Annotated in this window: 27 protein-coding genes; 11 read left to right on the top strand and 16 right to left on the bottom strand. The window is 66.7% G+C overall.

Annotated features, from left to right (window positions below; genetic code table 11):
* Positions 1–447 (top strand): limonene-1,2-epoxide hydrolase family protein, encoded by a 447-nt coding sequence (locus IC40_RS0112520; RefSeq protein WP_030135056.1) that lies wholly within the window; start codon positions 1–3, stop codon positions 445–447.
* Positions 448–457: 10 nt separating this feature from the next.
* The gene (locus IC40_RS0112515) at positions 458–868 is read left to right on the top strand and encodes a DUF5313 domain-containing protein (RefSeq protein WP_030135055.1); all 411 of its coding nucleotides are present in this window, start codon (positions 458–460) and stop codon (positions 866–868) included.
* On the opposite strand, the gene pspM is transcribed toward IC40_RS0112515, so the two are convergent.
* From pspM to pgsA, 4 genes are all read right to left on the bottom strand, one after another.
* The gene (pspM, locus tag IC40_RS0112510) at positions 869–1,708 is read right to left on the bottom strand and encodes a phage shock envelope stress response protein PspM (RefSeq protein WP_030135054.1); all 840 of its coding nucleotides are present in this window, start codon (positions 1,706–1,708) and stop codon (positions 869–871) included.
* A gap of 13 nt (positions 1,709–1,721) precedes the next feature.
* Positions 1,722–2,534 (bottom strand): phage shock protein PspA, encoded by an 813-nt coding sequence (gene pspA / locus IC40_RS0112505; RefSeq protein WP_030135053.1) that lies wholly within the window; start codon positions 2,532–2,534, stop codon positions 1,722–1,724.
* A gap of 69 nt (positions 2,535–2,603) precedes the next feature.
* Entirely contained in the window at positions 2,604–2,921 is a 318-nt protein-coding gene (clgR, locus tag IC40_RS0112500; RefSeq protein ID WP_030135052.1) for a transcriptional regulator ClgR, read from the bottom strand.
* Between the two features lie 54 nt (positions 2,922–2,975).
* Positions 2,976–3,569 (bottom strand): CDP-diacylglycerol--glycerol-3-phosphate 3-phosphatidyltransferase, encoded by a 594-nt coding sequence (pgsA, locus tag IC40_RS0112495; RefSeq protein WP_030135051.1) that lies wholly within the window; start codon positions 3,567–3,569, stop codon positions 2,976–2,978.
* Between the two features lie 42 nt (positions 3,570–3,611).
* Between pgsA and IC40_RS0112490 the strand changes: the two genes are divergently transcribed.
* Entirely contained in the window at positions 3,612–4,133 is a 522-nt protein-coding gene (locus IC40_RS0112490) for an amino-acid N-acetyltransferase (RefSeq protein ID WP_030135050.1), read from the top strand.
* Positions 4,134–4,186: 53 nt separating this feature from the next.
* On the opposite strand, the gene IC40_RS0112485 is transcribed toward IC40_RS0112490, so the two are convergent.
* Positions 4,187–6,751, bottom strand: coding sequence for an FtsK/SpoIIIE family DNA translocase (locus IC40_RS0112485; protein ID WP_191293376.1), 2,565 nt, complete (start codon positions 6,749–6,751; stop codon positions 4,187–4,189).
* 265 nt (positions 6,752–7,016) lie between these two features.
* Between IC40_RS0112485 and IC40_RS0112480 the strand changes: the two genes are divergently transcribed.
* Genes IC40_RS0112480 through IC40_RS0112465 form a run of 4 tightly spaced genes read left to right on the top strand, consistent with a single transcriptional unit; the run spans position 7,017 to position 11,229 of the window.
* Positions 7,017–9,182 (top strand): SulP family inorganic anion transporter, encoded by a 2,166-nt coding sequence (locus IC40_RS0112480; protein ID WP_036469928.1) that lies wholly within the window; start codon positions 7,017–7,019, stop codon positions 9,180–9,182.
* A 36-nt stretch (positions 9,183–9,218) separates the two neighbouring features.
* Complete coding sequence (locus IC40_RS0112475) at positions 9,219–9,533, top strand: putative quinol monooxygenase (protein WP_030135047.1); 315 nt, start codon at positions 9,219–9,221, stop codon at positions 9,531–9,533.
* An 8-nt stretch (positions 9,534–9,541) separates the two neighbouring features.
* Positions 9,542–10,360, top strand: coding sequence for a mycofactocin-coupled SDR family oxidoreductase (locus IC40_RS0112470; RefSeq protein ID WP_030135046.1), 819 nt, complete (start codon positions 9,542–9,544; stop codon positions 10,358–10,360).
* Positions 10,360–11,229: an SAM-dependent methyltransferase gene (locus tag IC40_RS0112465; protein WP_030135045.1), complete on the top strand. Its 870-nt coding sequence runs from the start codon at positions 10,360–10,362 to the stop codon at positions 11,227–11,229. Before IC40_RS0112470 ends, IC40_RS0112465 begins: the two co-directional genes overlap by 1 nt.
* Here IC40_RS0112465 and IC40_RS0112460 read toward each other — a convergent pair.
* A complete protein-coding gene (locus tag IC40_RS0112460; RefSeq protein ID WP_042509688.1) occupies positions 11,226–12,935 on the bottom strand; it encodes a ribonuclease J in 1,710 nt (569 codons plus the stop codon). The genes IC40_RS0112465 and IC40_RS0112460 overlap by 4 nt on opposite strands.
* Positions 12,936–12,948: 13 nt before the next feature.
* On the bottom strand, positions 12,949–13,797 hold the full coding sequence (gene dapA, locus IC40_RS0112455) for a 4-hydroxy-tetrahydrodipicolinate synthase (RefSeq protein WP_234411616.1): 849 nt from the start codon (positions 13,795–13,797) through the stop codon (positions 12,949–12,951).
* 130 nt (positions 13,798–13,927) lie between these two features.
* Here dapA and IC40_RS0112450 point away from each other — a divergent pair, with 130 nt between their 5' ends.
* On the top strand, positions 13,928–14,503 hold the full coding sequence (locus IC40_RS0112450; RefSeq protein ID WP_030135042.1) for a tRNA-specific adenosine deaminase: 576 nt from the start codon (positions 13,928–13,930) through the stop codon (positions 14,501–14,503).
* A gap of 32 nt (positions 14,504–14,535) precedes the next feature.
* Here IC40_RS0112450 and IC40_RS0112445 read toward each other — a convergent pair whose 3' ends face one another.
* The 5 genes from IC40_RS0112445 to IC40_RS0112425 form a co-directional block, all read right to left on the bottom strand.
* Positions 14,536–15,141: an SDR family oxidoreductase gene (locus tag IC40_RS0112445; RefSeq protein WP_030135041.1), complete on the bottom strand. Its 606-nt coding sequence runs from the start codon at positions 15,139–15,141 to the stop codon at positions 14,536–14,538.
* A gap of 77 nt (positions 15,142–15,218) precedes the next feature.
* Positions 15,219–16,322: a GGDEF domain-containing protein gene (locus IC40_RS0112440; protein ID WP_030135040.1), complete on the bottom strand. Its 1,104-nt coding sequence runs from the start codon at positions 16,320–16,322 to the stop codon at positions 15,219–15,221.
* Positions 16,323–16,396: 74 nt separating this feature from the next.
* Positions 16,397–17,614 (bottom strand): winged helix-turn-helix domain-containing protein, encoded by a 1,218-nt coding sequence (locus IC40_RS0112435; protein ID WP_030135039.1) that lies wholly within the window; start codon positions 17,612–17,614, stop codon positions 16,397–16,399.
* A 34-nt stretch (positions 17,615–17,648) separates the two neighbouring features.
* The gene (locus IC40_RS0112430; protein WP_030135038.1) at positions 17,649–18,113 is read right to left on the bottom strand and encodes a dihydrofolate reductase; all 465 of its coding nucleotides are present in this window, start codon (positions 18,111–18,113) and stop codon (positions 17,649–17,651) included.
* Positions 18,110–18,868, bottom strand: a complete 759-nt coding sequence (locus IC40_RS0112425; RefSeq protein WP_042509780.1) for a thymidylate synthase — start codon at positions 18,866–18,868, stop codon at positions 18,110–18,112. Before IC40_RS0112425 ends, IC40_RS0112430 begins: the two co-directional genes overlap by 4 nt.
* A gap of 114 nt (positions 18,869–18,982) precedes the next feature.
* Between IC40_RS0112425 and IC40_RS0112420 the strand changes: the two genes are divergently transcribed.
* Positions 18,983–19,720: a dienelactone hydrolase family protein gene (locus IC40_RS0112420; RefSeq protein ID WP_030135036.1), complete on the top strand. Its 738-nt coding sequence runs from the start codon at positions 18,983–18,985 to the stop codon at positions 19,718–19,720.
* A 1-nt stretch (position 19,721) separates the two neighbouring features.
* Here IC40_RS0112420 and IC40_RS0112415 read toward each other — a convergent pair whose 3' ends face one another.
* From IC40_RS0112415 to dapB, 4 genes are all read right to left on the bottom strand, one after another.
* On the bottom strand, positions 19,722–20,180 hold the full coding sequence (locus IC40_RS0112415) for a hypothetical protein (RefSeq protein ID WP_030135035.1): 459 nt from the start codon (positions 20,178–20,180) through the stop codon (positions 19,722–19,724).
* 107 nt (positions 20,181–20,287) lie between these two features.
* Positions 20,288–20,695 (bottom strand): flavodoxin family protein, encoded by a 408-nt coding sequence (locus IC40_RS0112410; protein WP_042509779.1) that lies wholly within the window; start codon positions 20,693–20,695, stop codon positions 20,288–20,290.
* Between the two features lie 44 nt (positions 20,696–20,739).
* The gene (locus tag IC40_RS0112405; protein WP_030135033.1) at positions 20,740–21,210 is read right to left on the bottom strand and encodes a membrane protein; all 471 of its coding nucleotides are present in this window, start codon (positions 21,208–21,210) and stop codon (positions 20,740–20,742) included.
* Positions 21,207–21,944: a 4-hydroxy-tetrahydrodipicolinate reductase gene (gene dapB / locus IC40_RS0112400; RefSeq protein ID WP_030135032.1), complete on the bottom strand. Its 738-nt coding sequence runs from the start codon at positions 21,942–21,944 to the stop codon at positions 21,207–21,209. Before dapB ends, IC40_RS0112405 begins: the two co-directional genes overlap by 4 nt.
* Before the next feature lie 42 nt (positions 21,945–21,986).
* On the opposite strand from dapB, the gene IC40_RS0112395 reads away from it, so the two are divergent.
* Together IC40_RS0112395 and IC40_RS0112390 are read left to right on the top strand one after the other, a co-directional pair.
* Positions 21,987–22,745, top strand: coding sequence for an META domain-containing protein (locus IC40_RS0112395; protein ID WP_030135031.1), 759 nt, complete (start codon positions 21,987–21,989; stop codon positions 22,743–22,745).
* A 9-nt stretch (positions 22,746–22,754) separates the two neighbouring features.
* Positions 22,755–23,666, top strand: a complete 912-nt coding sequence (locus tag IC40_RS0112390; protein ID WP_030135030.1) for an NAD-dependent epimerase/dehydratase family protein — start codon at positions 22,755–22,757, stop codon at positions 23,664–23,666.

The following is a 23,666-nucleotide window of genomic DNA, read 5'->3' as shown; positions in this document are numbered from 1 at the left end:
ATGACCGACCAGGCATCCCAGACCAGCACCGACGCGGCCGATATCGCGACGGTGGAGAAGTTCCTGTTCTCGCTGCGCGGGCCCGACCTCGACACCGCGGCCGCGCTGATCGCCGACGATATCGTCTACCAGAACGTCGGTTTTCCGACCGTGCGCGGGAGTCGTCGCGTCCTTGCCGTGTTCCGGGGTCTGGACCGGCCTGCCTTCGGGTTCGACGTGGCCATCCACCGGACCGCTTCCGATGGTGGTGTCGTGCTCAATGAGCGCACCGACGTCCTGATGATCGGCCCGGTGCGGCTGCAGTTCTGGGTATGCGGCGTATTCGAGGTGCGCGACGGTCGGATCACGCTCTGGCGCGACTATTTCGACATGTTCGACATGACCAAGGCGCTGGTGCGTGGATTGGCCGGAGCGGCGATCCCGGCGCTGCGGCCCCGGCTGCGATGACGGGGCGGCGATGACCAGGTCGAAGCCTAATCTGGTCCAGCTGGTCGGTTACTGTCTGGGCCGTCGGCTCCCCGATTCCATGCTGGACTGGGTCCGCAACGATCTCGCCGGACCGGGTGCGACCCGGCGCTTGATGCTGCGCGTGCTGGTCCCGGCGGTGCTGGTGCTCGCACCGTTCTGGCTCATTCCCACCACGCTGTATGTGCACCTGTCGATGACGGTCCCCATCCTGATCCCGTTCATCTACTTCTCCCACGCGCTGAACAAGATCTGGCGTCGGCACATGCTGCGCGTGCACGGCCTGAACCCGGCGCTGGTCGACGCGCTGGCCCGGCAGCGCGACGCCGCCAAACACCAGTCCTATATCGACCGGTTCGGCCCGCGGCCGGATTCCGCCGAACTGGGCACGCACGACATCTGATCAGGCGCCGCGCCGGACTCCGATGTCGCGGAGATCGCTGTAGGCCTGCGCCCACCCCTGCAGCCGGTCGGTGGCATGGACCAGTTCGTCACGGTAACGCTGCTGGGCCATCGGCGATTGCGATACCGGACCAGCGTTCAGAGAGGACACCAATTGTGCTGCCGCAGTGACCATTTCGTCGTACTGTTGGGCGCCGCGCTGCAGTTGCCCGGTGAACGATGCAATGGTCGGCGCGAGATGCGCGCGCGAGCGCGGCGAGGCGGCAGCGGTGCGTTCCATGGCGACCACCTCGTCGGCGGTCGCGGCCATGGTGACCGCGGTCTGTCCGGCGGCGATCTCGATATCGCGCAGGTCGGACTCGGGCAGCATCCGGCTACGCTGTAGCACCCCGAGCAACGAGTACAGCCCGCGCTCGGAGGACCCCAGGTCGGCCATCGGCTTGCGAGCCGCCGAACCCCACGGCGGCATCCGCCTGGCGGTGGGACCGGCGGGCAACGGTTCGGCACGCAACCAGCGGTAGCGCAGGAAGAACAAGGTGGCCGGGAACGCGGCACCCGCGGCGATCACACCGGTGACGATCAACGCCCACACCGGCGTGCTCCAGACCGCGAGCAGCGCGGTCACCAGAATCCAGAAGCCACTGCTGAGACCGAAGAACAGACCGAGACGCAGCGCCCATCGGCGTTTGCGCAGCAGCTTGGCCCGTGGGTCGGACATGGCGGCGAGCTTGCTCGCCAGCAGACCGGAGAATTCGGCGGCGGTGTCTATCCCGCCCTGGAGGCCCCGCGCGGCCACAGCGCGCCATCCCCCTCGGCGGCCCGATCGCGGTCCCGCGGCCATATCTCCTCCAGAACTATTGCGATAGTGGGTTTTCCGGCGCGGCAGCCGGCGGATTGGCGGCCGGATTGGCCGTCGGCGCGGAGGCGTCACCCGACGGCAATGCCTCGCCGCGCATGGAGGCGCGGATCTGCTCGAGACGGGAGTGACCAGCCATCTGCACGCTGGCCTGCTGGACCTCCATCATCCGGCCCTGGACCGAGTTCTGGGCAAGCTCGGTGGCACCCATCGCATTGGCGTACCGACGCTCGATCTTCTCGCGCACCTCGTCGAGGTTCGGGGTGGTGCCCGGTGCGGAGATCTCGCTCATGGACCGCAGCGAGGCGCTGACCTGCTCCTGCATCTTGGCTTGCTCCAGCTGGCTCAACAGCTTGGTGCGCTCGGCGATCTTCTGCTGCAGCACCATCGCGTTCTGCTCGACGGCCTTCTTGGCCTGGCCGGCGGCCTGCAGCGACTGGTCGTGCAGCGCCTTGAGGTCCTCGACGCTCTGTTCGGCGGTCACCAGCTGAGCGGCGAACGCCTCGGCGGCATTGGTGTACTCGGTGGCCTTGGCGGCGTCACCGGCCGCGGTGGCCTGATCGGCGAGCGTCAGCGCCTGGCGGACGTTGGCCTGCAGCTTCTCGATATCGGCCAACTGCCGATTGAGCCGCATCTCCAACTGACGCTGGTTGCCGATGACCTGTGCGGCCTGCTGGGTCAGGGCCTGATGCTGGCGTTGAGCGTCCTCGATCGCCTGCTGGATCTGCACCTTCGGATCGGCATACTCGTCGACCTTGGAGCTGAACAGCGCCATGAGGTACTTCCACGCCTTGACGAACGGATTGGCCATGAAGTTTCCCGCCTTCGTAGTTCGGAGGTGCGCAACGTCTTGGGGTCAACCTATCGTTTCAGCACCCGATCAAGCCACCGCCATGGACACAACCTGCGGGATCACGACCTTGGTGGCGGCGTCGATGCCCGTCACGCCGCCGGCGGCATGCTCCTGGCGGGCCAGCTGCTCACCGGCGTCGAAGAGCACCCGCGACATCGGGATCTCCAGGGCATCGCAGATGGCGCTGAGCAGCTCGCTGGAAGCTTCCTTGCGGCCCCGCTCGACCTCGGACAGATAACCGAGACTGACCCGGGCCGCGTCGGACACCTCACGCAGCGTCCGCCCCTGCCCGGTCCGTGCGCCACGCAGCACGTCGCCGATCACCTCACGCAGCAGTGTCGTCATACATGGGTCAACGCCCTCGGCGGCCCGTTGGTTCCCCGGCGGATGGCGCGCTCGTCAGGTGGCCGGCCGGGCCCGGGAGTCGCGCACCGCCGACACCACATAGTCGGCACCCGTCAAGACCGTCAGCAGAACGGCCAGCCACATGATCGCGGTGGCGGTGGTCAACCACAGCCCGGAGATCGGCAGGATGAACAGTCCGATCGCGACGGCCTGGACCAGTGTCTTCACCTTGCCACCGCGGCTTGCCGGGATGACACCGTGGCGCAGCACCGCCAGTCGCAGCACTGTGACACCGATCTCCCTGACCATGATGACGATGGTTATCCACCAGGGCAGGTCGCCCAGCATCGACAACCCGATCAGCGCCGAGCCGATCAGCAACTTGTCGGCGATCGGATCGGCCAGCTTGCCGAATTCGGTGACCATGCCGTAGGCGCGGGCCAGCGCGCCATCCAGGTGGTCGGTGATGACCGCCGTCGTGAACACGATGAAAGCGATTGTTCGCCAGGACGTCTCATGACCATCACCGGCGAAGAGGGCGGCCAGGAAGACCGGGACGAGAACGAATCGGACACCGGTCAGCAGATTGGCGACGTTGGCGACGGACGCACGGGGAACCACTGGATCGGTATCTGGTTGGCCCGGCACCGAAACAGAATATCGGTTGCCCATGCCGATACTCTCGCTGCTGTGAGCGAGGCGGTCGATCAAGTCCCAGATGCCCTTGTGGTACGCCGGGCCCGTACCTCCGATGTGCCGGCGATCAAGGATCTCGTGGACATCTATGCAGGCAAGATCCTGCTGGAGAAGAACCTGGTCAACCTCTACGAGGCGGTGCAGGAGTTCTGGGTCGCCGAGGCCGACGGTGAGATCGTGGGCTGCGGTGCCCTGCACGTGCTGTGGGCCGACCTCGGCGAGGTGCGCACCGTCGCGGTGCATCCCAAGGTCCGCGGCAAGGGAGTCGGGCACCGGGTGGTCGCCCAACTGCTCGATGTGGCACGTGAACTACACCTGCAGCGCATCTTCGTGCTCACCTTCGAGACCGACTTCTTCGGCAGGCATGGTTTCACCGAGATCGAGGGCACCCCGGTGACCGCCGAGGTCTACGAGGAGATGTGCCGGTCCTTCGATACCGGCATGGCCGAGTTCCTCGACCTCTCCTATGTGAAGCCGAACATCCTCGGCAATACCCGCATGCTGCTCACCCTTTAGCGACTTGTGGAGCGTGAGCCGCAATGGTCACGGCTCACGCTCCTCGAATCGCGTTAGAAGTCGGGCTCGTCCTCGTCCTCGTCGTCGCCGCCGTCGGCGTCCGAGCCGCCCCGGATCAGCGCCAGCGTGCCGGCCAGCTCGTCGGGCTTGACCAGCACCTCGCGCGCCTTGGATCCCTCGGACGGGCCGACGATGTTGCGGGTCTCCATCAGGTCCATCAGGCGGCCTGCCTTGGCGAAGCCGACCCGCAGCTTGCGCTGCAGCATCGAGGTCGAGCCGAACTGGCTGGACACCACCAGCTCGACGGCCTGCAGGAAGACGTCCATGTCATCACCGATGTCGGGGTCGACATCGCCGCGTTCGCCGCCGGCCGGCTTGGCCTTGGTGACGCCCTCGACGAACTCGGGCTCGGCCTGAGCCTTGGTGGCCTCGACGACGGCGTGGATCTCCTCATCGCTGATGAAGGCGCCCTGCATACGAATGGGCTTGTTGGCGCCCATCGGCAGGAACAGCCCGTCGCCCATACCGATCAGCTTCTCGGCACCCGGCTGGTCCAGGATGACGCGGCTGTCGGTCAGCGATGAGGTGGCGAACGCCAGCCGGGAGGGCACGTTGGTCTTGATCAGACCGGTGACCACGTCGACGGACGGGCGCTGGGTGGCCAGCACCAGGTGGATGCCGGCGGCACGGGCCTTCTGGGTGATGCGCACGATGGCCTCTTCGACATCGCGCGGCGCGGTCATCATCAGGTCGGCGAGCTCGTCGACGATGGCCAGGATGTAGGGGTAGGGCTTGTAGACCCGCTCGCTGCCCAGCGGGGTGCTGATCTCGCCGGTGCGCACCTTCTCGTTGAACACGTCGATGTGGCGCACCCGGGAGGCCTGCATGTCCTGGTAGCGCTGTTCCATCTCCTCGACCAGCCAGGCCAGCGCGGCGGCGGCCTTCTTGGGCTGGGTGATGATCGGCGTGATCAGGTGCGGAATGCCCTCATACGGCGTCAGTTCCACCATCTTGGGGTCGATCAGGATCATCCTGACCTCCTCCGGGGTGGCCCGTGCCAGCAGCGAGACCAGCATCGAGTTGACGAAGCTGGACTTACCCGAGCCGGTGGAACCGGCCACCAGCAGGTGCGGCATCTTGGCCAGGTTGGCCGAGATGAAGTCACCCTCGATGTCCTTGCCCAGGCCGATCACCAAGGGGTGGTGATCGCGCCGGGTGGACGGCGCGGTCAGCACGTCGGACAGTCGCACCATCTCGCGGTCGGTGTTGGGCACCTCGATGCCGACGGCGGACTTGCCCGGGATGGGCGCCAGCATGCGCACGCTCTCGGTGGCCACCGCGTAGGCGATGTTGCGGTGCAATGCGGTGATCTTCTCGACCTTCACACCGGGGCCCAGTTCCACCTCGTAACGGGTGACCGTCGGGCCGCGGGTGCATCCGGTGACCGCGGCGTCCACCTTGAACTGTTCGAGCACCGAGGTGATGGCGGCTTCCATCTGATCGTTGGCGGCGGTGCGCAGCTTGGGCGGGTCGCCGGCGATCAACAGATCCAGCGACGGCAGGGTGTAGGGCCCCTCGACGACCCGGTCGACCACCAGGGTGTCGTCGTCCTTCTTCGGCTTCTTCGGTTCCGGCTTGGGCCGGCGGGGTTTGGCCGCGACCGGTTCCGGCGCGGTGGGGGCCTCTTCGACCGGCAGTGGGTAGTTGTCCATCGGCGTCCCGGCAGGCAACTCGGCAGTCGGCCACTGCTGGGCGTCAGCAGCACCGAGGTCGTCTTCACGGTCGTAATAGGCATCGGAGAAGTCGTCGGTGACGGCCTCGGCATCATCGTCGTAGTAGTCGTCTTCGTCGTACTCGTCGTCGAAGCGGTCGTCGAAGCCGCGTGTGCTGAACATGTCCCGCAAGGTGTCGGGCAACTCGCGGATCGTCGTGCCGGTCAGCAGTAACACCCCGAACAGCACGCCGATCACCAATAGCGGCGTCGCTATCCACACCGTCAGCCCGTCTGAGAGCGGTCCGCCGATGACGAAACCGATGAAGCCCGCGGCGTCGCGGCGTGCGATCGAATCCAGTGGCGCACCGGCCCACACGTGCCACAGCCCCAACACCGGCAGCGCGATCATGACCGAGCCGAGGATCAGGCGGGGTCGCGCGTCGAGGTTCGGCTCAGTGCGCATCAGGACGACGGCAATGACGCCGAGCACGATCGGCACCAACACGACGGCACCGCCGACGATGGTGCGCAGCACGATGTCGATCCATCCGCCTACGGGTCGGGCGGCATCGAACCAGGAGCTGGCGGCGGCGACGACCGCGAGTCCCAGCAGCGCCAGCGCGATCCCGTCGCGACGGTGGCCGGGCTCGAGGTCACGAGCCCGGCCGACCGAACGCGCGGTGGACCCTGCACCCTTGGCAACCATCAGCCAGCCGGCCCGGGTTCCCCGGCCGACGGCCGCGCCGGCAGCGGCAAAGCGCGACGGCGAACGGCGTGGCGCAGGCTTACGCCGAGGCGGGGCAGGACGCTTCGCCGGTTTACTTGCTGCCCGCGACTTGGTTCCCGAACTGCCCTTTGACGTGCTGGAACGGGCTCGGGACCGGGCGGCGGTCTTGTTGGCCATGGCTGCCAGCCTAGTCGCAGAGGCCTCTCTTTCACCATCAGCCACACCAGTCACAAATTGGTCTCGAAGCGGCTGATTCGGACCGGGTATGTCATACAACCCGCCGCGACCGGCTCGCTACGGAATTCGTAGGCCGCGAAGTGGGCTCCAAACAGCGATTAACCAAACGTGCGCATCGTCACCCAGCCACGAGACGACGGATTCCGAAGGCGGCGCTACAGTCGGGGAGGTGACGCGGACAAAATCACAGGACAATGTTAACCCTTTGTTACACAATATCTTTCGCTATGACATACCAGCCTCGCTGGTCGTCTTTCTCGTCGCACTGCCATTGTCCATAGGTATCGCGGTCGCATCCGGTGCTCCGGTCGTGGCCGGCCTGATCGCCGCGATCGTCGGCGGGATCGTCTGCGCGCTGGTCGGCGGATCCCCGCTGCAGGTCAGTGGACCCGCGGCCGGGTTGACCGTGGTGGTCGCCGAACTGGTGGCGCAATTCGGTTGGAAGGCCACCTGCGCCATCACCGCTGCGGCAGGCGTGGTGCAGATCCTGCTTGGACTCAGCCGCATAGCCCGCGCCGCATTGGCGATCGCGCCGATCGTGGTGCACGCGATGCTGGCCGGTATCGGCATCACCATCGCCCTGCAGCAGGTGCATGTGTTGTTGGGCGGGGGTCCGCGCAGTAATGCCTGGGAGAACCTCACCTCGCTGCCAGGCCAGTTGGCCCACCCGGGCTGGACCGAGATCCTGATCGGCGGCCTGGTCATCGTCGTCATGCTGACCTGGCGGTATGCCCCGGCGGCGGCACGTGCCGTGCCGGGCGCGCTGGTCGCGGTGGTCTTGGCCACCGCGGTCAGCTACCTGCCCGGCCTGGTCACCGACCGGATCGCCCTCGACGAATCCGTCATCGACGCGGTTGGGCTGCCGGAGATGCCGCAGGGCACCTGGAGTGCCATCGCACTCGCGGTGTTGACCGTCGCCCTGATCGCCAGTGTGGAGAGTCTGTTGTCGGCCACCGCCGTGGACAAGATGCACGACGGCGCCCGCACCGACTTCAACCGCGAACTCGTCGGCCAGGGCACCGCCAACATGTCCTCGGGTCTGCTCGGCGGCCTACCGGTCACCGGCGTCATCGTGCGCAGCACCGCCAACGTCGGCGCCGGCGCCAAGACCCGGGCCTCGGCCGCTCTGCACGGCGTGTGGCTGCTGCTGTTCTCGGTGCTGCTGGTCAACGTGGTCGAAATGATCCCGATGGCCGCCCTCGCCGGCCTGCTCATCGTCATCGGTATCCAGCTGGTGAAGCTGGCGCACATCCATCTGGCCCGCCGTACCGGTGAACTGTTGATATACGGGGTGACGCTGGTCTGCGTGGTGTTCCTCAACCTGCTCGAAGGGGTGCTCATCGGTCTGGTCCTTGCCATCGCCATCGCCGCCTGGCGGATCGTGCGGGTCTCGATCGTGACCGAGGACCTGACCGGACGCATCGGTGCGGACGGCCCGCCCCGCTGGCACGTCGCCATCACCGGCTCGTGCAGCTTCCTGGCTCTGCCGCGGCTGACCGCCGCGCTGGCCGAGATCCCGGACGGCGCCGAGGTATCGATCGACCTGAACGTCGACTACCTCGACCATGCGGCGCTGGACACGCTGCAGGAATGGATCGAGCAGCGCCGCGGACGTGGCGGCGAAGTCACCGTCACCGAGACCGGTACCGCGCGGATGGAGTTCGCCCACACCCGGATTCCGCGCCGCGACACCGAGGGCCGCCGGGTGATCAGCGCGCTGCGGATGATCTGGCCGCCGCACTTCGCCGGCGGTGTCGACCGCTTCAGCAACGGCCTGGCGCCACTGCTGCGTGCCCGGATGGAATCGGCCGGCGCCCAGCATGATCCGCACACCATGCTGATCTCCTGCGCCGACGCCCGGATCCTGCCCAACCTCATCACCGATTCCGCGCCCGGCGAGCTGCTCAACGTGCGCAACGTCGGCAATCTCGTAGGGGCAGACCTGTCGGTCGAGTCCGCCCTCAGTTACGCGGTGGGTCGTCTGTCGGTGCGCACCATCGCCATCTGCGGCCACTCCGGCTGCGATGCGATGCACGATCTGATGCACGAGGATGCCGACGGTGCTGTCGAGAAGTGGCTGGGCCACGGCGCCGAGGCACTGGCCGCGTTCCGCGCCTATCACCCGGTCGCAGCCGCTGCCGCCGACGCCGGGTTCACCGGTGCCGACCAGCTCAGCGTGGTCAACGTCGCCATTCAGGTGCAGGCTGCGCAACGACACCCGCAGGTCGCCGAACATCTGGCTGCCGGAACGGTGACCGTGGTCGGGCTGTTCCTCGACCTGCCCACCGCACGGTTGTATCTCGTGGGTGCCGACTCCATCACCGCCATCGACCAGGACGCTGTTCCGGTGACGCCGGCCACACCCAAGTAGGGTGGGTCGGCAAGCCACTCGGAGTTGAGGAGCACCATGCCTGTTGTCGTCGTCGCCACCATGACCGCCAAACCTGAATCCGTGGATACCGTTCGCGCGGCATGCACCGAGGCCATCGCCGAGGTGCACGACGAGCCGGGCTGCGAGCTCTATTCACTGCACGAGGCCGATGGGACCTTCGTCTTCGTCGAACAGTGGGCCGACGCCGATGCATTGCAGAAGCACGGCACCGCGCCGGCGATCGGGAAGCTCTTCGGTGCGATAGGTGACCACCTCGCCGGTGCACCGGATATCAAGATGCTGACACCGATCGTTGCCGGTGATCCGGCCAAGGGTCAGCTCCGCGGTTAGGCGGCGTCATGGGATCACTATCGGGGAAGGTCGCCTTCATCACCGGCGCGGCGCGCGGCCAGGGCCGTGCGCACGCGGTCAAGCTCGCCGGTGAGGGCGCTGACATCATCGCAGTGGACCTGTGCGATCAGATCGCCTCGGTGCCCTACCCGTTGGCAACCCCCGACGACCTGACGGCGACGGTCAAGCTCGTCGAGGAGGCGGGGGCGCGGATCTACGCCGCCGAAGCCGATGTGCGGGACCGGGACGCGGTGAAGTCGGCACTGCGGGCCGGCACCGAAGCGCTCGGCGACCGACTCGACATCGTCATCGCCAACGCGGGCATCGCGCCCATGGCAGGTGAGGACGCCTGGCAGGACGTGATCGACGTCAACCTCACCGGGGTCTACAACACCGTCGACGTCGCGATGAAACCGATGGTCAAGTTCGGCAACGGGGGGTCGATCGTGTTGACGTCCTCGGTGGCCGGACTGGTCGGCATCGGCTCGCCACTGGCCGGATCGGTCGGCTACGCCGCCGCCAAGCACGGCATCGTCGGCCTGATGCGGGTGTATGCGAACGTATTGGCGCAGTTCAACATCCGGGTCAACTCCATCCATCCGGCCGCTGTCGACACTCCCATGATCGACAACGACTTCATCCGCAGTTGGTTGCAGGGCATGGCCCAGCAGGAGCAGCGCGGACCGGATATGTCCAACGCGCTGCCGGTGCAGACCTTGGATGCCGATGACATCGCCAATGCGGTGCTCTGGCTGGTATCCGATGCCGCCCGGTACGTCACCGGTGTCACGCTGCCACTGGATGCCGGATTCGTGAACAAGCGCTAGTGCGGTCGAATCCGGCCGCCCGCACCGCCATCGGACCGATGTTGCTGTCGGCCATCGAGGCGCTGGAGCCGCCGCAACGCCGGCTGATCGACGATGACCTGGCGGCCTCCTTCCTGCCGCGGGGCTATCGGGCACTGGCCAGGATGGCGCGCGCGGGCTGGCTGCGCCGTGCATTGATCGCGGCCTCGGATCGGTCCGGCCCGGGTCTTTGGGCCGGGATCGCCTGTCGCAAGCGCTATATCGATGACAAGGTTTCCGATCCGGCCAGCGAGACCGACGCCGTCGTCATCCTCGGGTCCGGTCTGGACACTCGGCCGTATCGGATCGCCCGCTACAGCGATCTGCCGGTGTTCGAGGTCGATCAGCAAGCAAGCATCGACCGGAAAAGAACAACTGTCGAGCGCGCGCTCGGCGCGGTGCCTGCCTCCGTGCAGTTGATCGGCCTGGACCTCGAACGCGAGCGGCTGATGAACGCGCTGCACAGCAACAATTTTCGCGATACCGGCCGCACCCTCTACATCGCCGAAGGGCTCACCCAGTACCTGTCCCCCGCTGCGGTGCACGACCTGTTCGCACAACTCCGCCAGGCGACCGCCGGCAGCAGACTGGTCTTCACCTACGTTCGCGCCGATTTCGTCGACGGCATCGAGAGATACGAGAGCGATGCGGTGTACCGCCGGTTCGTCCCACGATTGTGGAAATCCGGTTTTGCTCCCGAGCAGCTGGAGGAGATGCTGCGTGGCTACGGCTGGCGACTGATCGAGCAGGCCGGGCCGAGCTACTACCGGGACATCTACATCCGTCCTACCGGTCGACCGCTGAGCGCGTCGCCGATCGAATGGACGGCACTGGCCGTGCGTAGCGACTAGATCTCGATGACGGTCGGCACGATCATCGGCTGGCGCCGGTAGGTCTCCCCCACCCACTTGCCGACGGTGCGCCGCACCGCTTGAGCGATGCGAACGGGATCGGTCACCTGATCACCGGCAAGCCGCTCCAACTCCTGGGCCACCTTCTCGGCGACCGGATCGAGCGCCTTGGGGTCCTCGGAAAATCCCCTCGAATGAAGGTGTGCGGGCCCTGCGGCACGCCCGGTGCCGCGATGCACCACCACCGTGACGGCGACGAAACCCGAAGACAGGGTCAACCTTTCGCCGAGGGTCGACTCCCCCACGTCACCGGTGACCAGACCGTCGACGAACCGCTTGCCCACCGGCACCGCGCCCGCGATGGAGGCGACACCGTTGACCAGGTCGACACTCACCCCGTTCTCGGCCAACATGACGTTCTCGGCCGGTACACCGGTGCTCACGGCCAACGCGGCATTGGCCCGCAGGTGCCGCCAGGTGCCGTGCACCGGCATCACATTGCGCGGACGCACGCCGTTGTAGAGGAACAGCAGTTCACCTGAGTAGGCGTGACCCGAAACGTGCACCCGCGCTTGGGCATTGGTGACCACCCGGGTTCCGACCTTGGCCAACGCATCGATGACTCCGAACACCGCCTCCTCGTTGCCGGGGATCAGCGACGAGGACAGGATGACCAGATCACCGGCGGTGAGCGTGATGCTGCGGTGCTCGCCACGCGACATCCGCGACAGTGCTGCCATCGGCTCACCCTGGGTGCCGGTGGTGATCAGCACGACCCGTTCGGGCGGCATCATCTCGGCGGCCGCGATATCGAGGATGTCCTCATCTGCCACCCGCAGGAAGCCGAGCTCGCGGGCGATGCCCATGTTGCGCACCATGGACCGGCCGACGAAGGACACCCGCCGGCCCAACGCGACTGCGGCGTCGATGATCTGCTGGACACGATCGACGTTGGAGGCGAAGCAGGCCACGATCACGCGGCCCTCGGCGCCGCGGATCAGCCGGTGCAGGGTGGGGCCGACCTCGCTCTCGGACGGGCTCACCCCGGGATGCTCGGCATTGGTCGAGTCACACAGGAACAGATCCACGCCGGCATCCCCGAGGCGCGACATGCCGGGCAGATCGGTGGGCCGCCCGTCCGGTGGGAGCTGGTCGAGTTTGATATCGCCGGTGTGCAGGATGGTGCCCGCGCCGGTGTGCACGGCGATGGCCAGCGCATCCGGGATCGAATGATTGACCGCGAAGTACTGACATTCGAACACCCCGTGGGTGCTGCGCTGCCCCTCGGCGACCTCGATGATCTTGGGCTTGATGCGGTGCTCGCGGCACTTCTCGACCACCAGCGCCAGCGTGAACTTCGAACCGACGACCGGAATATCGCCGCGTAGTTTCAGCAGATGCGGGATCGCCCCGATGTGATCCTCATGTGCGTGCGTGAGCACCAATGCCTCGACATCGTCGAGCCGATTCTCCACGTGGCGCAGATCCGGCAGGATCAGGTCGACGCCGGGCTCGTCGTGGTTGGGGAACAGCACACCGCAGTCGATGATGAGTAACCGACCGAGATGCTCGAAAACGGTCATGTTGCGGCCGATTTCGCCGATACCGCCCAGCGCAGTGATGCGCAGCCCACCCGGCGCCAACGGCCCCGGCGCGTTCAGCGTCGGCTCGGTCGTGGGTGCCGGTCCGCCGGCGACAGTGTTCATCGCACGATGCCCTTCATCGCAAGACGCCGGCGGCGCGCATATCGGCGGCCAGCGCATCGATCTCGGATTGCTCGGCCGGTACCTGGGGTAGCCGAGGCTCACCGGCATCGAGGCCGATCAGCCGCAACGCTTCCTTGGACATCGTCACGCCGCCCATCCGGTTCTGGGCGTCGTTCAGCGGTGCCAGCGTGGTGTTGATCTTGCGGGCGGTGGCGACGTCGCCGGAGTTGAACGCGACCAGCATGTCGCGCAACTGACCGGCGGCCACATGCCCCCACACGCTGATGAACCCGGCCGCACCCACTGCCAGCCAGGGCAGGTTCAGCGAATCGTCCCCGGAGTAGTACGCGATGCCGGTGTCTGCCATCAATCGCGCCGCCCCGTGCAGATCACCCTTGGCGTCCTTGACCGCGACGATGTTGGGGTGAGCTGACAGGTTGTGCAGGGTGTGCCAGTCGATCGGGATGATCGAGCGCGGCGGGATGTCGTAGAGCACCACCGGCAGCTCGGTCGCGTCGGCGACGGCGGTGAAGTGCGCCTCGACCCCGCGCTGCGACGGGCGGGAATAGTAAGGGGTCACCACCAGCAGGCCGTGCGCGCCGGCGGCCGCGCTGGCTTTGGCCAGGCCCACACTGTGCGCGGTGTCATAGGTGCCGGCTCCGGCGATGATGCGCGCACGGTCGCCGACGGCGTCCAGCACGGCCTCCAGCAGCGCGATCTTTTCGTCATCGGTGGTGGTCGGCGACTCGCCGGTGGTCCCGGAGACCACCAGACCATCGCAACCGGTGTCGACCAGGTGGGTGGCTACCTTCTTGGCGGTCGCCAGATCAAGCGAGCCGTCCGGGCCGAACGGCGTCACCATGGCAGTCAGCACGGTGCCCAAACGTGCGCTGACATCAATTCCACTGGTGGTCACGGGCGTCAGATTACCCGCTCGGTCGACCCGATTTTGCAGCGCGGGCGGGTCGGGCGGTTTCGGTTTAGTGTTCGACATGACTTCAGCGACCGCACTCGCCCGCCGCCTACTCGATGTGATCGAGTCCGATGTGCTGCCGCTCACATCGGCCGGGGTCGCAACGGGTAACAAGGTCTTCGGCGCTGCAATCTTGCGCAAGTCCGATCTGTCGCTGGTGGTCGCCGGCACCAACGCCGAACTGAGCAATCCGCTGTGGCACGGCGAGGTGCACACGCTCAACCAGTTCTACGAACTGCCCGACCGCCCTCCGACCGCGGATCTGGTGTTCCTGTCGACCCACGAACCGTGCACCATGTGTATGTCGGCGATCACCTGGGCGGGTTTCGACAACTTCTACTACTTCTTCAGCCACGAGGATTCCCGCGACAGCTTCGCCATCCCGCACGATCTGCGCATCCTGTCCGAGGTGTTCGGCCTGGAGCCCGGTGGCTACCGTCGCCGCAATGCGTTCTGGACCGCGGTCAGCATCGACGAGCTGATAGGCACCGAACCCGCGTTGCGCGCCCAGCAGAGTCGTATCACCGACCGATACGCCCAGCTGTCGCAGCAGTATCAGAAGTCAAAGAGCGGCAACGACATTCCGCTGGGTTAGGGAACAACCGAACGGTGCTGCTCGGCGACCCCCTAGGCCGAACAGAGATACTGCGAACCGCCGCCGACGTAGACGATGCCGGGGTGGTACTCCGACTGCGCCGCCCCGGCGACCGCCGCGGCAAACCCGTCGGCCGACGGTGGCGGCGCGAAGTATGCGCCATCGATCATATCGGCCGAGACGACGGTGAAATGGATTCCGCGGCGGTTGAATTCGTAACGCATGCCGTACATGGCCGTCTCCCCCGCGCGCATGCTCGCCGCGATCGGCGCATAGCCCTTGGGGACGGCCTTGTGCGGATAGAAGTGCGCCTGGTGGCTCGTGACGAACACGACACGTCCACCGATCGGCATCAGCGGCATGGCCAGCTCCACGATCCGGCGCTGAGCATCGCGGTTCACCCGCATCGCAGCACGGGCGTCCACGCCGTGTGCCAGCACGCCGGGGGCATTGAGAATCAAGGTGTCCAGCCGGCCGAACCGCTGGCGGATGTCCGCGATCACCGACTCTGCGGCCGTCTCGTCGGCGATGTCGGGAGCATTGATGACCCGGGTGCCCGGGTGTGCCAACAGCTGGGCGACCTCGGCGCCGATACCCCGGGAGGCGCCGGTCACCAAGGCAATCTGGGTGTCGTGCATGTTCGGATCCTTTCGCCGTCCCTGGGCTTCTCGGACCACCGTACACCAAAAATAAGAAAAATAAGGGATACTTAAGGTCACGGTGAGGTGGAGAGAGCGTCACCGTCATCGGCCAGTTCCACGTACTGCACCCGGTCACCCCCGGCCCGCTTGGACCGATACATCGCGGCATCGGCGATCGCGATCATTTCGTCCAGGAACGCCGGGAACGCAGCACCGGCCGCCAGCGTCGCGGTGCAACAGCCCAGGCTCGCGGTGAGCTGACCCGGCAGCGCCGAGATACCGCGCCGGATGCTCTCGGCCGCAGCCACGTGCTGCTCCTTCGGACCGATATCGGCGACCACGAACTCCTCACCGCCGATGCGCCCCACGAGGGCTCCCGGCGCGCAGAATCGTTGCAGCACAGCACCGATACCCACCAGCGCCGCGTCCCCGGCAGCGTGCCCCCGCGTGTCGTTCAGTTTCTTGAAATCATCGACGTCGATCATCGTGACGTTGAACGGGATGGGCATACCGACGCGGGACAGGAAGAGTTCGTGCACCGCGTTGAAGAACGATCGTCGATTCGGCAGCCCCGTCAACGGGTCATGGTCGGCCAGCCTGAGATCGGAATGCAAGGAGTGCACCAACGCGTGGATACCGAACGGCACGCCGAGGTTGAGACCGAGTACCACCAGGACCGATGCCACGACCAGAGCGGTGTCGCCGGTATCTGCGTGTAGACGCCACGCCGTGACGGCCACGCAGGTGGCGGCGACGACGAAATTGGCCAACACATGGATGAGCGCGTGGAAGTAGGCGAGCATGCCGCCGATCGCGGCGAACATCGCGCAACCCATGAGACCGCCATAGGGACCGGAGAGCGTCAGGCAGCCCAAGGCGATGGAGCCGCTGCAGATCGCGTGATACGCCAACGAGCGCCCACGGCTGGGCCAGCCGAGCAGCCACACCGATCCCGCCGCGACAGCCAGTACCGACACCAGGACGGCCAGCGTGCGGGTTGCGTTCGTGCTGGGACCGAGCGGGCTGCCCATCATCAGCACCGGTACCGAGGCAAACAGCACCGTGAAGGTGAAGGTGGCCAGCCGCCACTGCAGCGCGAGGTCACGGTCCTGCAGATAGGCGCTGAACCAGTGGAACTGATCGCTGCGTTGCCACCACTGTCGGTCCCGCCCGGACATTCGTAACAGTGTGCCTTTTGATGACGCCCGCGTCATCTTTGTGCGCGCAACGGTGTGCGGTCAACGGTGTGCGGTCAACCGGCGGTCCGCAATGCTGCGCGCAGCGGCCCACACAGTTCGCCACGATGCCCCACGGCGACGTCATCGAGCCCCAGCCAGCGCGCCATCGCCGTCAGCTCCGGTGCCATGGCGGCGGCGACGTGCCCGCGATCGTGCCCCTCCTCGGTGAACGCACCCAGAACGTGCAGGGCCCCGTCGGCGCGCTTGAGGTCCACACGGCCGACCAGTTGCCCGTCCAGCAGGAACGGCCACACGTAGTACCCGAACTGGCGCTTGGGGGCCGGGGTGTAGATCTCGATGCGGTAGTGGAATCCGTCGAACAAGCGCGCTACCCGCGGGCGGAAGAAGATCAGCGGGTCGAATGGACACAACAGCGCCGTCCCGCGATCTCGGCGCGGGATCGTGCGGCCCGGTAACAGGTAGGCCTGCGCGCCCCACCCGTCGACCTCGACGGTCTCCAATTCGCCGTCGGCCACCAGCGCGGCCAGCGCGGGCTTGCTCAGTTTCGGGCTCAGCCGGAAGTAATCGCGCAGATCCGGTTCGGTGCCGATCCCGAGTGCGCCGGCCGCCCGCAGCATCAATTCACGCATCGCCTGCTCGTCGGAGACCTCCCGGGCCAGCACCTCGGGCGGCAACACCCGTTCGGTGAGGTCGTAGTGGCGAGCGAACCCGATCCGCGTCGCGGTGGTGAGTACGCCTGCCGACCACAGCGCCTCGGCCACCCACTTGGTGTCGCTGCGGTCCCACCACGGACCTTTACGGCCGCGCGGTTCGGTCTGCAGGTGGGCCTCGATCTGGCCGGCGGTCGACGGCCCGAGTTCGGTGATCGCTGCGATGACGTCCTCGGCGAGCCGGCCGTTCCTCTTGACGATCTCGCTACCCCAACGGCCGTGCTCGAACTCCCGCATCCGCCAGCGCATCAGCGGCCAGTCCTCCACCGACATCAGGGCCGCTTCGTGTGCCCAATACTCGGTCAGCAATCGTGGGGACCTGGCGCTGTGGCTCCAAGCGGCACGGTCGAGGATGTCCCGGTCATAGGGGCCCAGCCGGCTGAACACCGGCGCGTAGTGCGCACGCACCGAGACCGACACCGAATCCAGTTGCAGCACCTGCGTGCGCGCGACCAACCGTTTGAGATGCGCGCGGGTGACGGGACCGCGCGGTTTGGGTTCATGGAATCCCTGTGCGGCCACGGCGAGCCGGCGGGCCTGTGCTGGGGTCAGGGTCGCCACATGGTCATCGTGCCGTATGGCACCGACAAGCCCGTCAGCGCACGTAGCTGGAGAATCGGTACCGCAACCCCGAACTGCTGGTCAGCCAGTCTCCGACGGTACCGGTCCACGTCTCGTCGAGCACCGGGGCAACCGCGTCCTCGTCATCGCGCACCAGGTCGATCTCGATCTCGGTGACCTCGCAACGATCCGCAGACGTCACCGCCTGGCCGTAGAGTTGCGCACCACCGATCACCCAGCCGTCGATATCGGCGGGAAGTTCGGTGACCACCTCGGCGCCCGCTGCCTGATAGGCCGGGTCACGGGACACCACGATATTGCGACGGCCCGGCAGCGGGCGGACCGCGGCGGGCAGCGACTCCCAGGTCAACCTGCCCATCACGACGGTCTGTCCCAGCGTCAGCTCTTTGAAGCGCGCCTGGTCCTCGGGCAGCCGCCACGGGATGCCGTTGGCCCGTCCGATGACACCGGAGGTCGACTGGGCCCAGATCAGCTTCACACCGCCACCGGGGCCTTGATCCCCGGATGCGGGTCATAGTTCACGATCGCGATGTCCTCATAGGTGTAGTCGAAGATCGAATCACGTGGGGCGAGAACGAGTTCCGGGTAGGGACGCGGATCTCGCGACAGCTGCAACGTCACCTGCTCGACGTGGTTGTCATAGATGTGGCAATCGCCGCCGGTCCAGATGAATTCCCCGACACCCAGACCGGCCTGGGCGGCCATCATGTGGGTCAGCAGGGCATAGCTGGCGATGTTGAAAGGCACGCCGAGGAACAGATCGGCGCTGCGCTGATACAGCTGACAGGACAGTCGGCCGTCGGCGACATAGAACTGGAAGAACGCGTGACACGGCGGCAGCGCCATCTGCGGGATCTCGCCGACATTCCACGCCGAGACGATGTTGCGGCGCGAGTCGGGGTCACGCTTGAGCAGTTCCAGCGCCGCCGAGATCTGGTCGATGTGCTCGCCGGACGGGGTCGGCCAAGATCGCCATTGCACGCCGTAGACCGGGCCGAGATCACCTGTCTCAGAGGCCCATTCGTCCCAGATCGTGACTCCGCGCTCCTGCAGCCAGCGCACGTTGGAATCACCGCGCAGAAACCACAGCAACTCGTAGACGATCGATTTGGTGTGCACCTTCTTGGTGGTGATCAGCGGGAACCCGGCATTCAGGTCATAGCGCAGCTGGTGTCCGAACACACTGCGGGTACCGGTGCCGGTGCGATCGGACTTCGGGGTGCCCCGCTCCATCACCAGACGCAGTAGATCCTCGTACGGAGTGTCGACCCGGGCCACTGGGCCAGCTTACGTCGCACCCACCCGACACGCTCGGACCCGACCCCGATGTCGGGTAGAACTGAGACCATGCCCACCACCACCGACACCATCACCACTGCCGACGGCGCCTGCCGGGTCACCGTGGCAACCCCGGACGGCGACGGTCCCTGGCCTGCCGTCGTGATGTACCCCGACGCCGGCGGTGCGCGCGAAACGTTCGACGAGATGGCCGCGCGACTGGCCGGGTACGGCTACGTGGTGCTGGTGCCGGATGTCTACTACCGCCAGGCCGGCTGGGCGCCGTTCGACATGGCCACGGTGTTCGGCGACGAGTCCGAACGCCGGCGGCTGTTCGGGATGATCAAAACCATCACCGCCGACATCATGGCCGCCGATGCCACGGCGTTCTTCGACTATCTGGCCACCCGACCCGACGTGGTCGGCGAGCGGTTCGGGACCACCGGATACTGCATGGGCGGGCGCACATCGCTGATCGTCGCGGGGCGGTTGCCGGCTCGGGTGGCGGCGGCCATGTCGTTCCACGGCGGCGGGCTTGCCACCGACAAACCGGACAGCCCGCATCTGCTGGCCGGCGATATCGAGGCGGTCGTCTATGTGGGCGGGGCGCAGGATGACGCGTCGTTCACCGAGCAGGACGCCCAGACCCTCGAGCAGGCGCTGACGGCCTCCGGGGTGGAACACACCATCGAGTTCTATTCCGCGGCACATGGTTTCGCGGTGCCGGACAACGCCCCGTATGACTCTGCGGCGGCGGAGCGGCACTGGGAGGCGATGGGCGCGGTATTCGGGCGCGCACTCGGTTGAGCTAGGTGGCTGTGCGGCGGTCGTGCAGGTAGGTCGCGAACGCACGGAGGATCCCGCGTGAAGCGTAGATCGCGGCGATGACGGACAGGATGATCAGCAGCACGAACATGACCAGCCAATTGGTGCGGTCATGGCTGACGTTCCACCACACGATCGCGAACAGCACCGTGCAGACGAACACCACGATATCGCGCCAGTTGCCCTCGTAGGAGGCGGCCAACTGGCGGATCTCGCGCTGTTTGTCGACGGCGTTGACGATATCGTCGATGCGGATATCGATGGAACGCTGCAACGCCGCGCGGCGTTCGACCTGATCCGCCGGGATCTTCTCCAGCAGTTCCATATCGGCCTTGATGTTGCCGCGGATGTCCGGTCCTTTGAAGGCACCGGCCGCCAGGCCCAGCAATGCGCCACCAGCGATCGGTGCGGCACCCAACGCGATCTCGGCGATTCCCGGCATAGCCCCTCCGTTGTTGACTCGGCGTCGCGGTCAGTGTGCCATTCCACCGGTCGGACATCCTCGGCTTGGAAACAAAGTCGCGAGCGTGGATTGCCGGTCCGCAGTTTTCAGAAGGCGTCCATCACGCTCGCCGCGATCGTGGCGCCGAGGTTCCAGCAGGCCTGCAGATCGGCCTTACCCGGCGCACCGGAGACCACCACATGCTCGGCCGCCTTCTGCCAACCCAAGCCGGCGGTGATGCCGTCGACCGCGCGCACCGCACCCTCGGCACCCTCGTTGCCATGGAGAAACAGGCCGAATGGTCTTCCGCGGGTGCTGTCCAGCAGCTGGTAGTAGGCGCCGTCAAAGGCATGCTTGAGGGCCCCGGATATGTAACCGAGATTCACCGGGGAACCCAGCAGATAACCGTCCGCGGAAAGCATCTCGGCCGCCGACACCGTCAGCGCCGGCCGCCGCACCACTTCGACACCCTCGATCTCGGGATCGGTGGCGCCGGACAGCACCGCCTCGAACATCGCCTGGCAGTGCGGGCTCGGGGTGTGGTGCACGATCAGCAGTTTCACCGCGCGTCGCGCTCCATCTCGACGGCGGTGCGCATCGTCTCCCTGGCCCGGCCGCGGTCCCCGGCAAAATCGTAGGCACGAGCCAGCCGATACCAGCGAACCCAGTTGTCGCGGTCGGCTTCCAGCTCCGCACGGGTCCGCTCGAACAACGCGTCGGCGGCGTCACGCTCGATGCGACCCGAGGCCCGGCGCGGAAGATCACTCACGTCGAGATCCATTCCGGACTCGCGGGCCAGCCGGACCAAACGCTGATGGGCCAAGCCGGCGCGCAGCGTGGCCACCATGGCCCACAACCCGATCAGCGGTAACACCAGCAGCGCCACGCCCAACCCGACGGGCGCCGGCTCACCGGAAGCGATGAGCGCCAACGCCGTTCGGCCCAACATGACGAAGTAGACCAGCAGCGCTATGCACATGAATCCGATCAACACCTGGATTCGCAGGGCACGCCCACCGTCGTTGTTCATGACAGGTCGAGCAGAGGCTCAATCCCGATGGTCAGGCCAGGACGTCCGGCCACCTGACGCACGCCGAGCAGGACACCGGGCACGAAGGAGGTGCGGTCGAGACTGTCGTGACGGATGGTCAAGGTCTCCCCCTGCGTGCCGAACAGCACCTCTTGGTGGGCGATCAGCCCGGCCAGCCGGACCGAATGCACCCGGACACCGTCGACATCGGCGCCGCGCGCACCCTCCAGCCCGGTACTGGTCGCGTCGGGGCTCGGCGGCAGACCCTTTCGCGCCTCGGCGATCAGCTGCGCGGTGCGGGTGGCGGTACCCGAAGGCGCATCGGCCTTGTGCGGGTGATGCAGTTCGATGACTTCGACCGACTCGAAGTGCCGCGCTGCCAGCTTGGCGAAGTGCATGCTCAGCACGGCGCCGATGGCAAAGTTCGGGGCGATCAGGACGGCAGATCCGGGCGCGTCGGCCAGCCACCCGCGCACCGTGGCGATGCGCTCCTCGGTGAATCCGGTGGTGCCCACCACCGCGTGAATACCGTTGTCGATGACGAACTTCAGGTTGTCCATCACCACATCGGGATGGGTGAAATCGATGACGACGTCGGTACCGCTCTCGGTCAGCCGGCTCATCGCATCCCCGGCGTCCACCTCGGCGGAGAGCTCGAGATCGGCGGCATCCCGGACGGCCTCGACCATGGTGGCGCCGACCTTGCCGTGGGCACCCAACACTGCGACTCGCATGAGGGGCAGCCTACTGCGCGCGCCGGTCGGTACCGTGGGCACATGCGGATCGCGTGGCTTCCCCTGGCGGTCGCGGCTCTTGCCGGCTGCGGCGGCGTGGCCGATGCGCAAGACCCCACCCCGGAGGGGCGGACCTTCGTATCGGTCGGTGTCGTCGGTGAACCGATCCCCGGTGGCGGGCCGCTGACGCTGGAGTTCCGCGACGGCCATATCTCCGCCTTTGCCGGATGCAACCGCGGATCGGCCACCGCCGACCTGTCCGGCGGGCACCTGAGCACCGGTGAACTCGCCACCACCATGATGGCCTGCCCGCCGCCGTTCGCCGAGGCCGATGCCTGGATGACTCAGCTACTACAGGCTCGGCCGGGGTGGACGTTGACCGGTGACGAACTCACCCTGACCACCGCCGCCACGACGGTGACCCTGCGCGACAAGGCGGTGCTGGATCCCGACCGGCCGGTCGTCGACACCAGCTGGCGGGTGGACACCCTGATCTCGGGTGATGCGGCGATGACATCGGTGGCCCTGGAGCAGGCCAAACCGGGGTTGACGGTTCGCCATGACGATACGGTGGTCGGCTGGACCGGATGTAACACCTTCTATGGTCGCGCCACGGCCGTGGCCGGCATCATCACCTTCGGGCCGATCAACACCAGTGGTCCGCCCTGCCCCGGCGAGGTCGGCGAGATCGAGCGATCGGTCCTGGATGTGCTCACCGGTGAGGTGACAGCGCATGTCGTGGCAGACCGGTTGACGCTGACCAACGCAGAAGGCAACGGATTGGTCCTGCGCGCCGAGTAGCATCCGGCCATGCGTGGTCACAAGATCCTCATCACCGGCCCGACCGGACAGGTGGCAACTCCCATCGCGATGTCGTTGGCAGCCGACAACGAAGTCTGGGGTATCGCCCGATTCACCGATGGTGCGGCACGGGAACGCCTGGAGCGGGCGGGAATCCACTGCGAACAGGTGAACCTTGCCGCCGGCGACTTCTCCCGGCTGCCATCGGATTTCGATTATGTGCTGAATCTGGCCGTCGCCAAGAGTGGCCGCTGGGACAAGGACTTGGCGGCGAATGCAGAATCGGTGGGCCTGCTGATGGCGCACTGCGCCGACGCGACTGCATTTCTGCACTGCTCATCGGCGGCCGTGTACGACCCGCCCGGCGATGAACCCCGCACCGAGGCAGCGGCGTTGGGCGACAACCACAAGCCGCTGTTCCCGACCTATTCGATCTCCAAGATCGCCGGTGAGGTGGTGGCGCGGACGATGGCGCGAACGTTGGGGCTGCCCACCGTGATCGCGCGGCTCAACGTCCCCTACGGCGACAACGGCGGCTGGCCGTTCTATCAGATGGAGATGATGCTGGCGGGTATCCCGCTACCGGTGCCGCCGGGCGGACCGGCGCGTTACAACCCGATCCACCAGGACGACATCATCGCCATGCTGCCCCGGATGCTGGAGGCCGCGACGGTCCCGGCCACCACGGTCAACTGGTGTGGCGACCAGACGGTCAGCTTGCAGGAATGGTGCACCTACATCGGTGAGCTCATCGGCCGCGATCCGGTATTCGAGGTGAGCGATCAGGCCCTGCCCACCGGCCCCACCGATACGACGAAGATGCACGAGATCGCGGGCGGTACATCGGTGGATTGGCGCGACGGCATCCGCCGGATGGTGAGCACGTTTCACCCGGAACTGGTCGCGCCCAGCGCCGTGTAG

The sequence above is a fragment of the Mycolicibacterium neoaurum ATCC 25795 genome (genome assembly GCF_000691525.1).
GTDB classification, from domain to species: Bacteria; Actinomycetota; Actinomycetes; order Mycobacteriales; family Mycobacteriaceae; genus Mycobacterium; species Mycobacterium neoaurum.
This window is presented reverse-complemented; position numbering and strand designations above follow the sequence as displayed.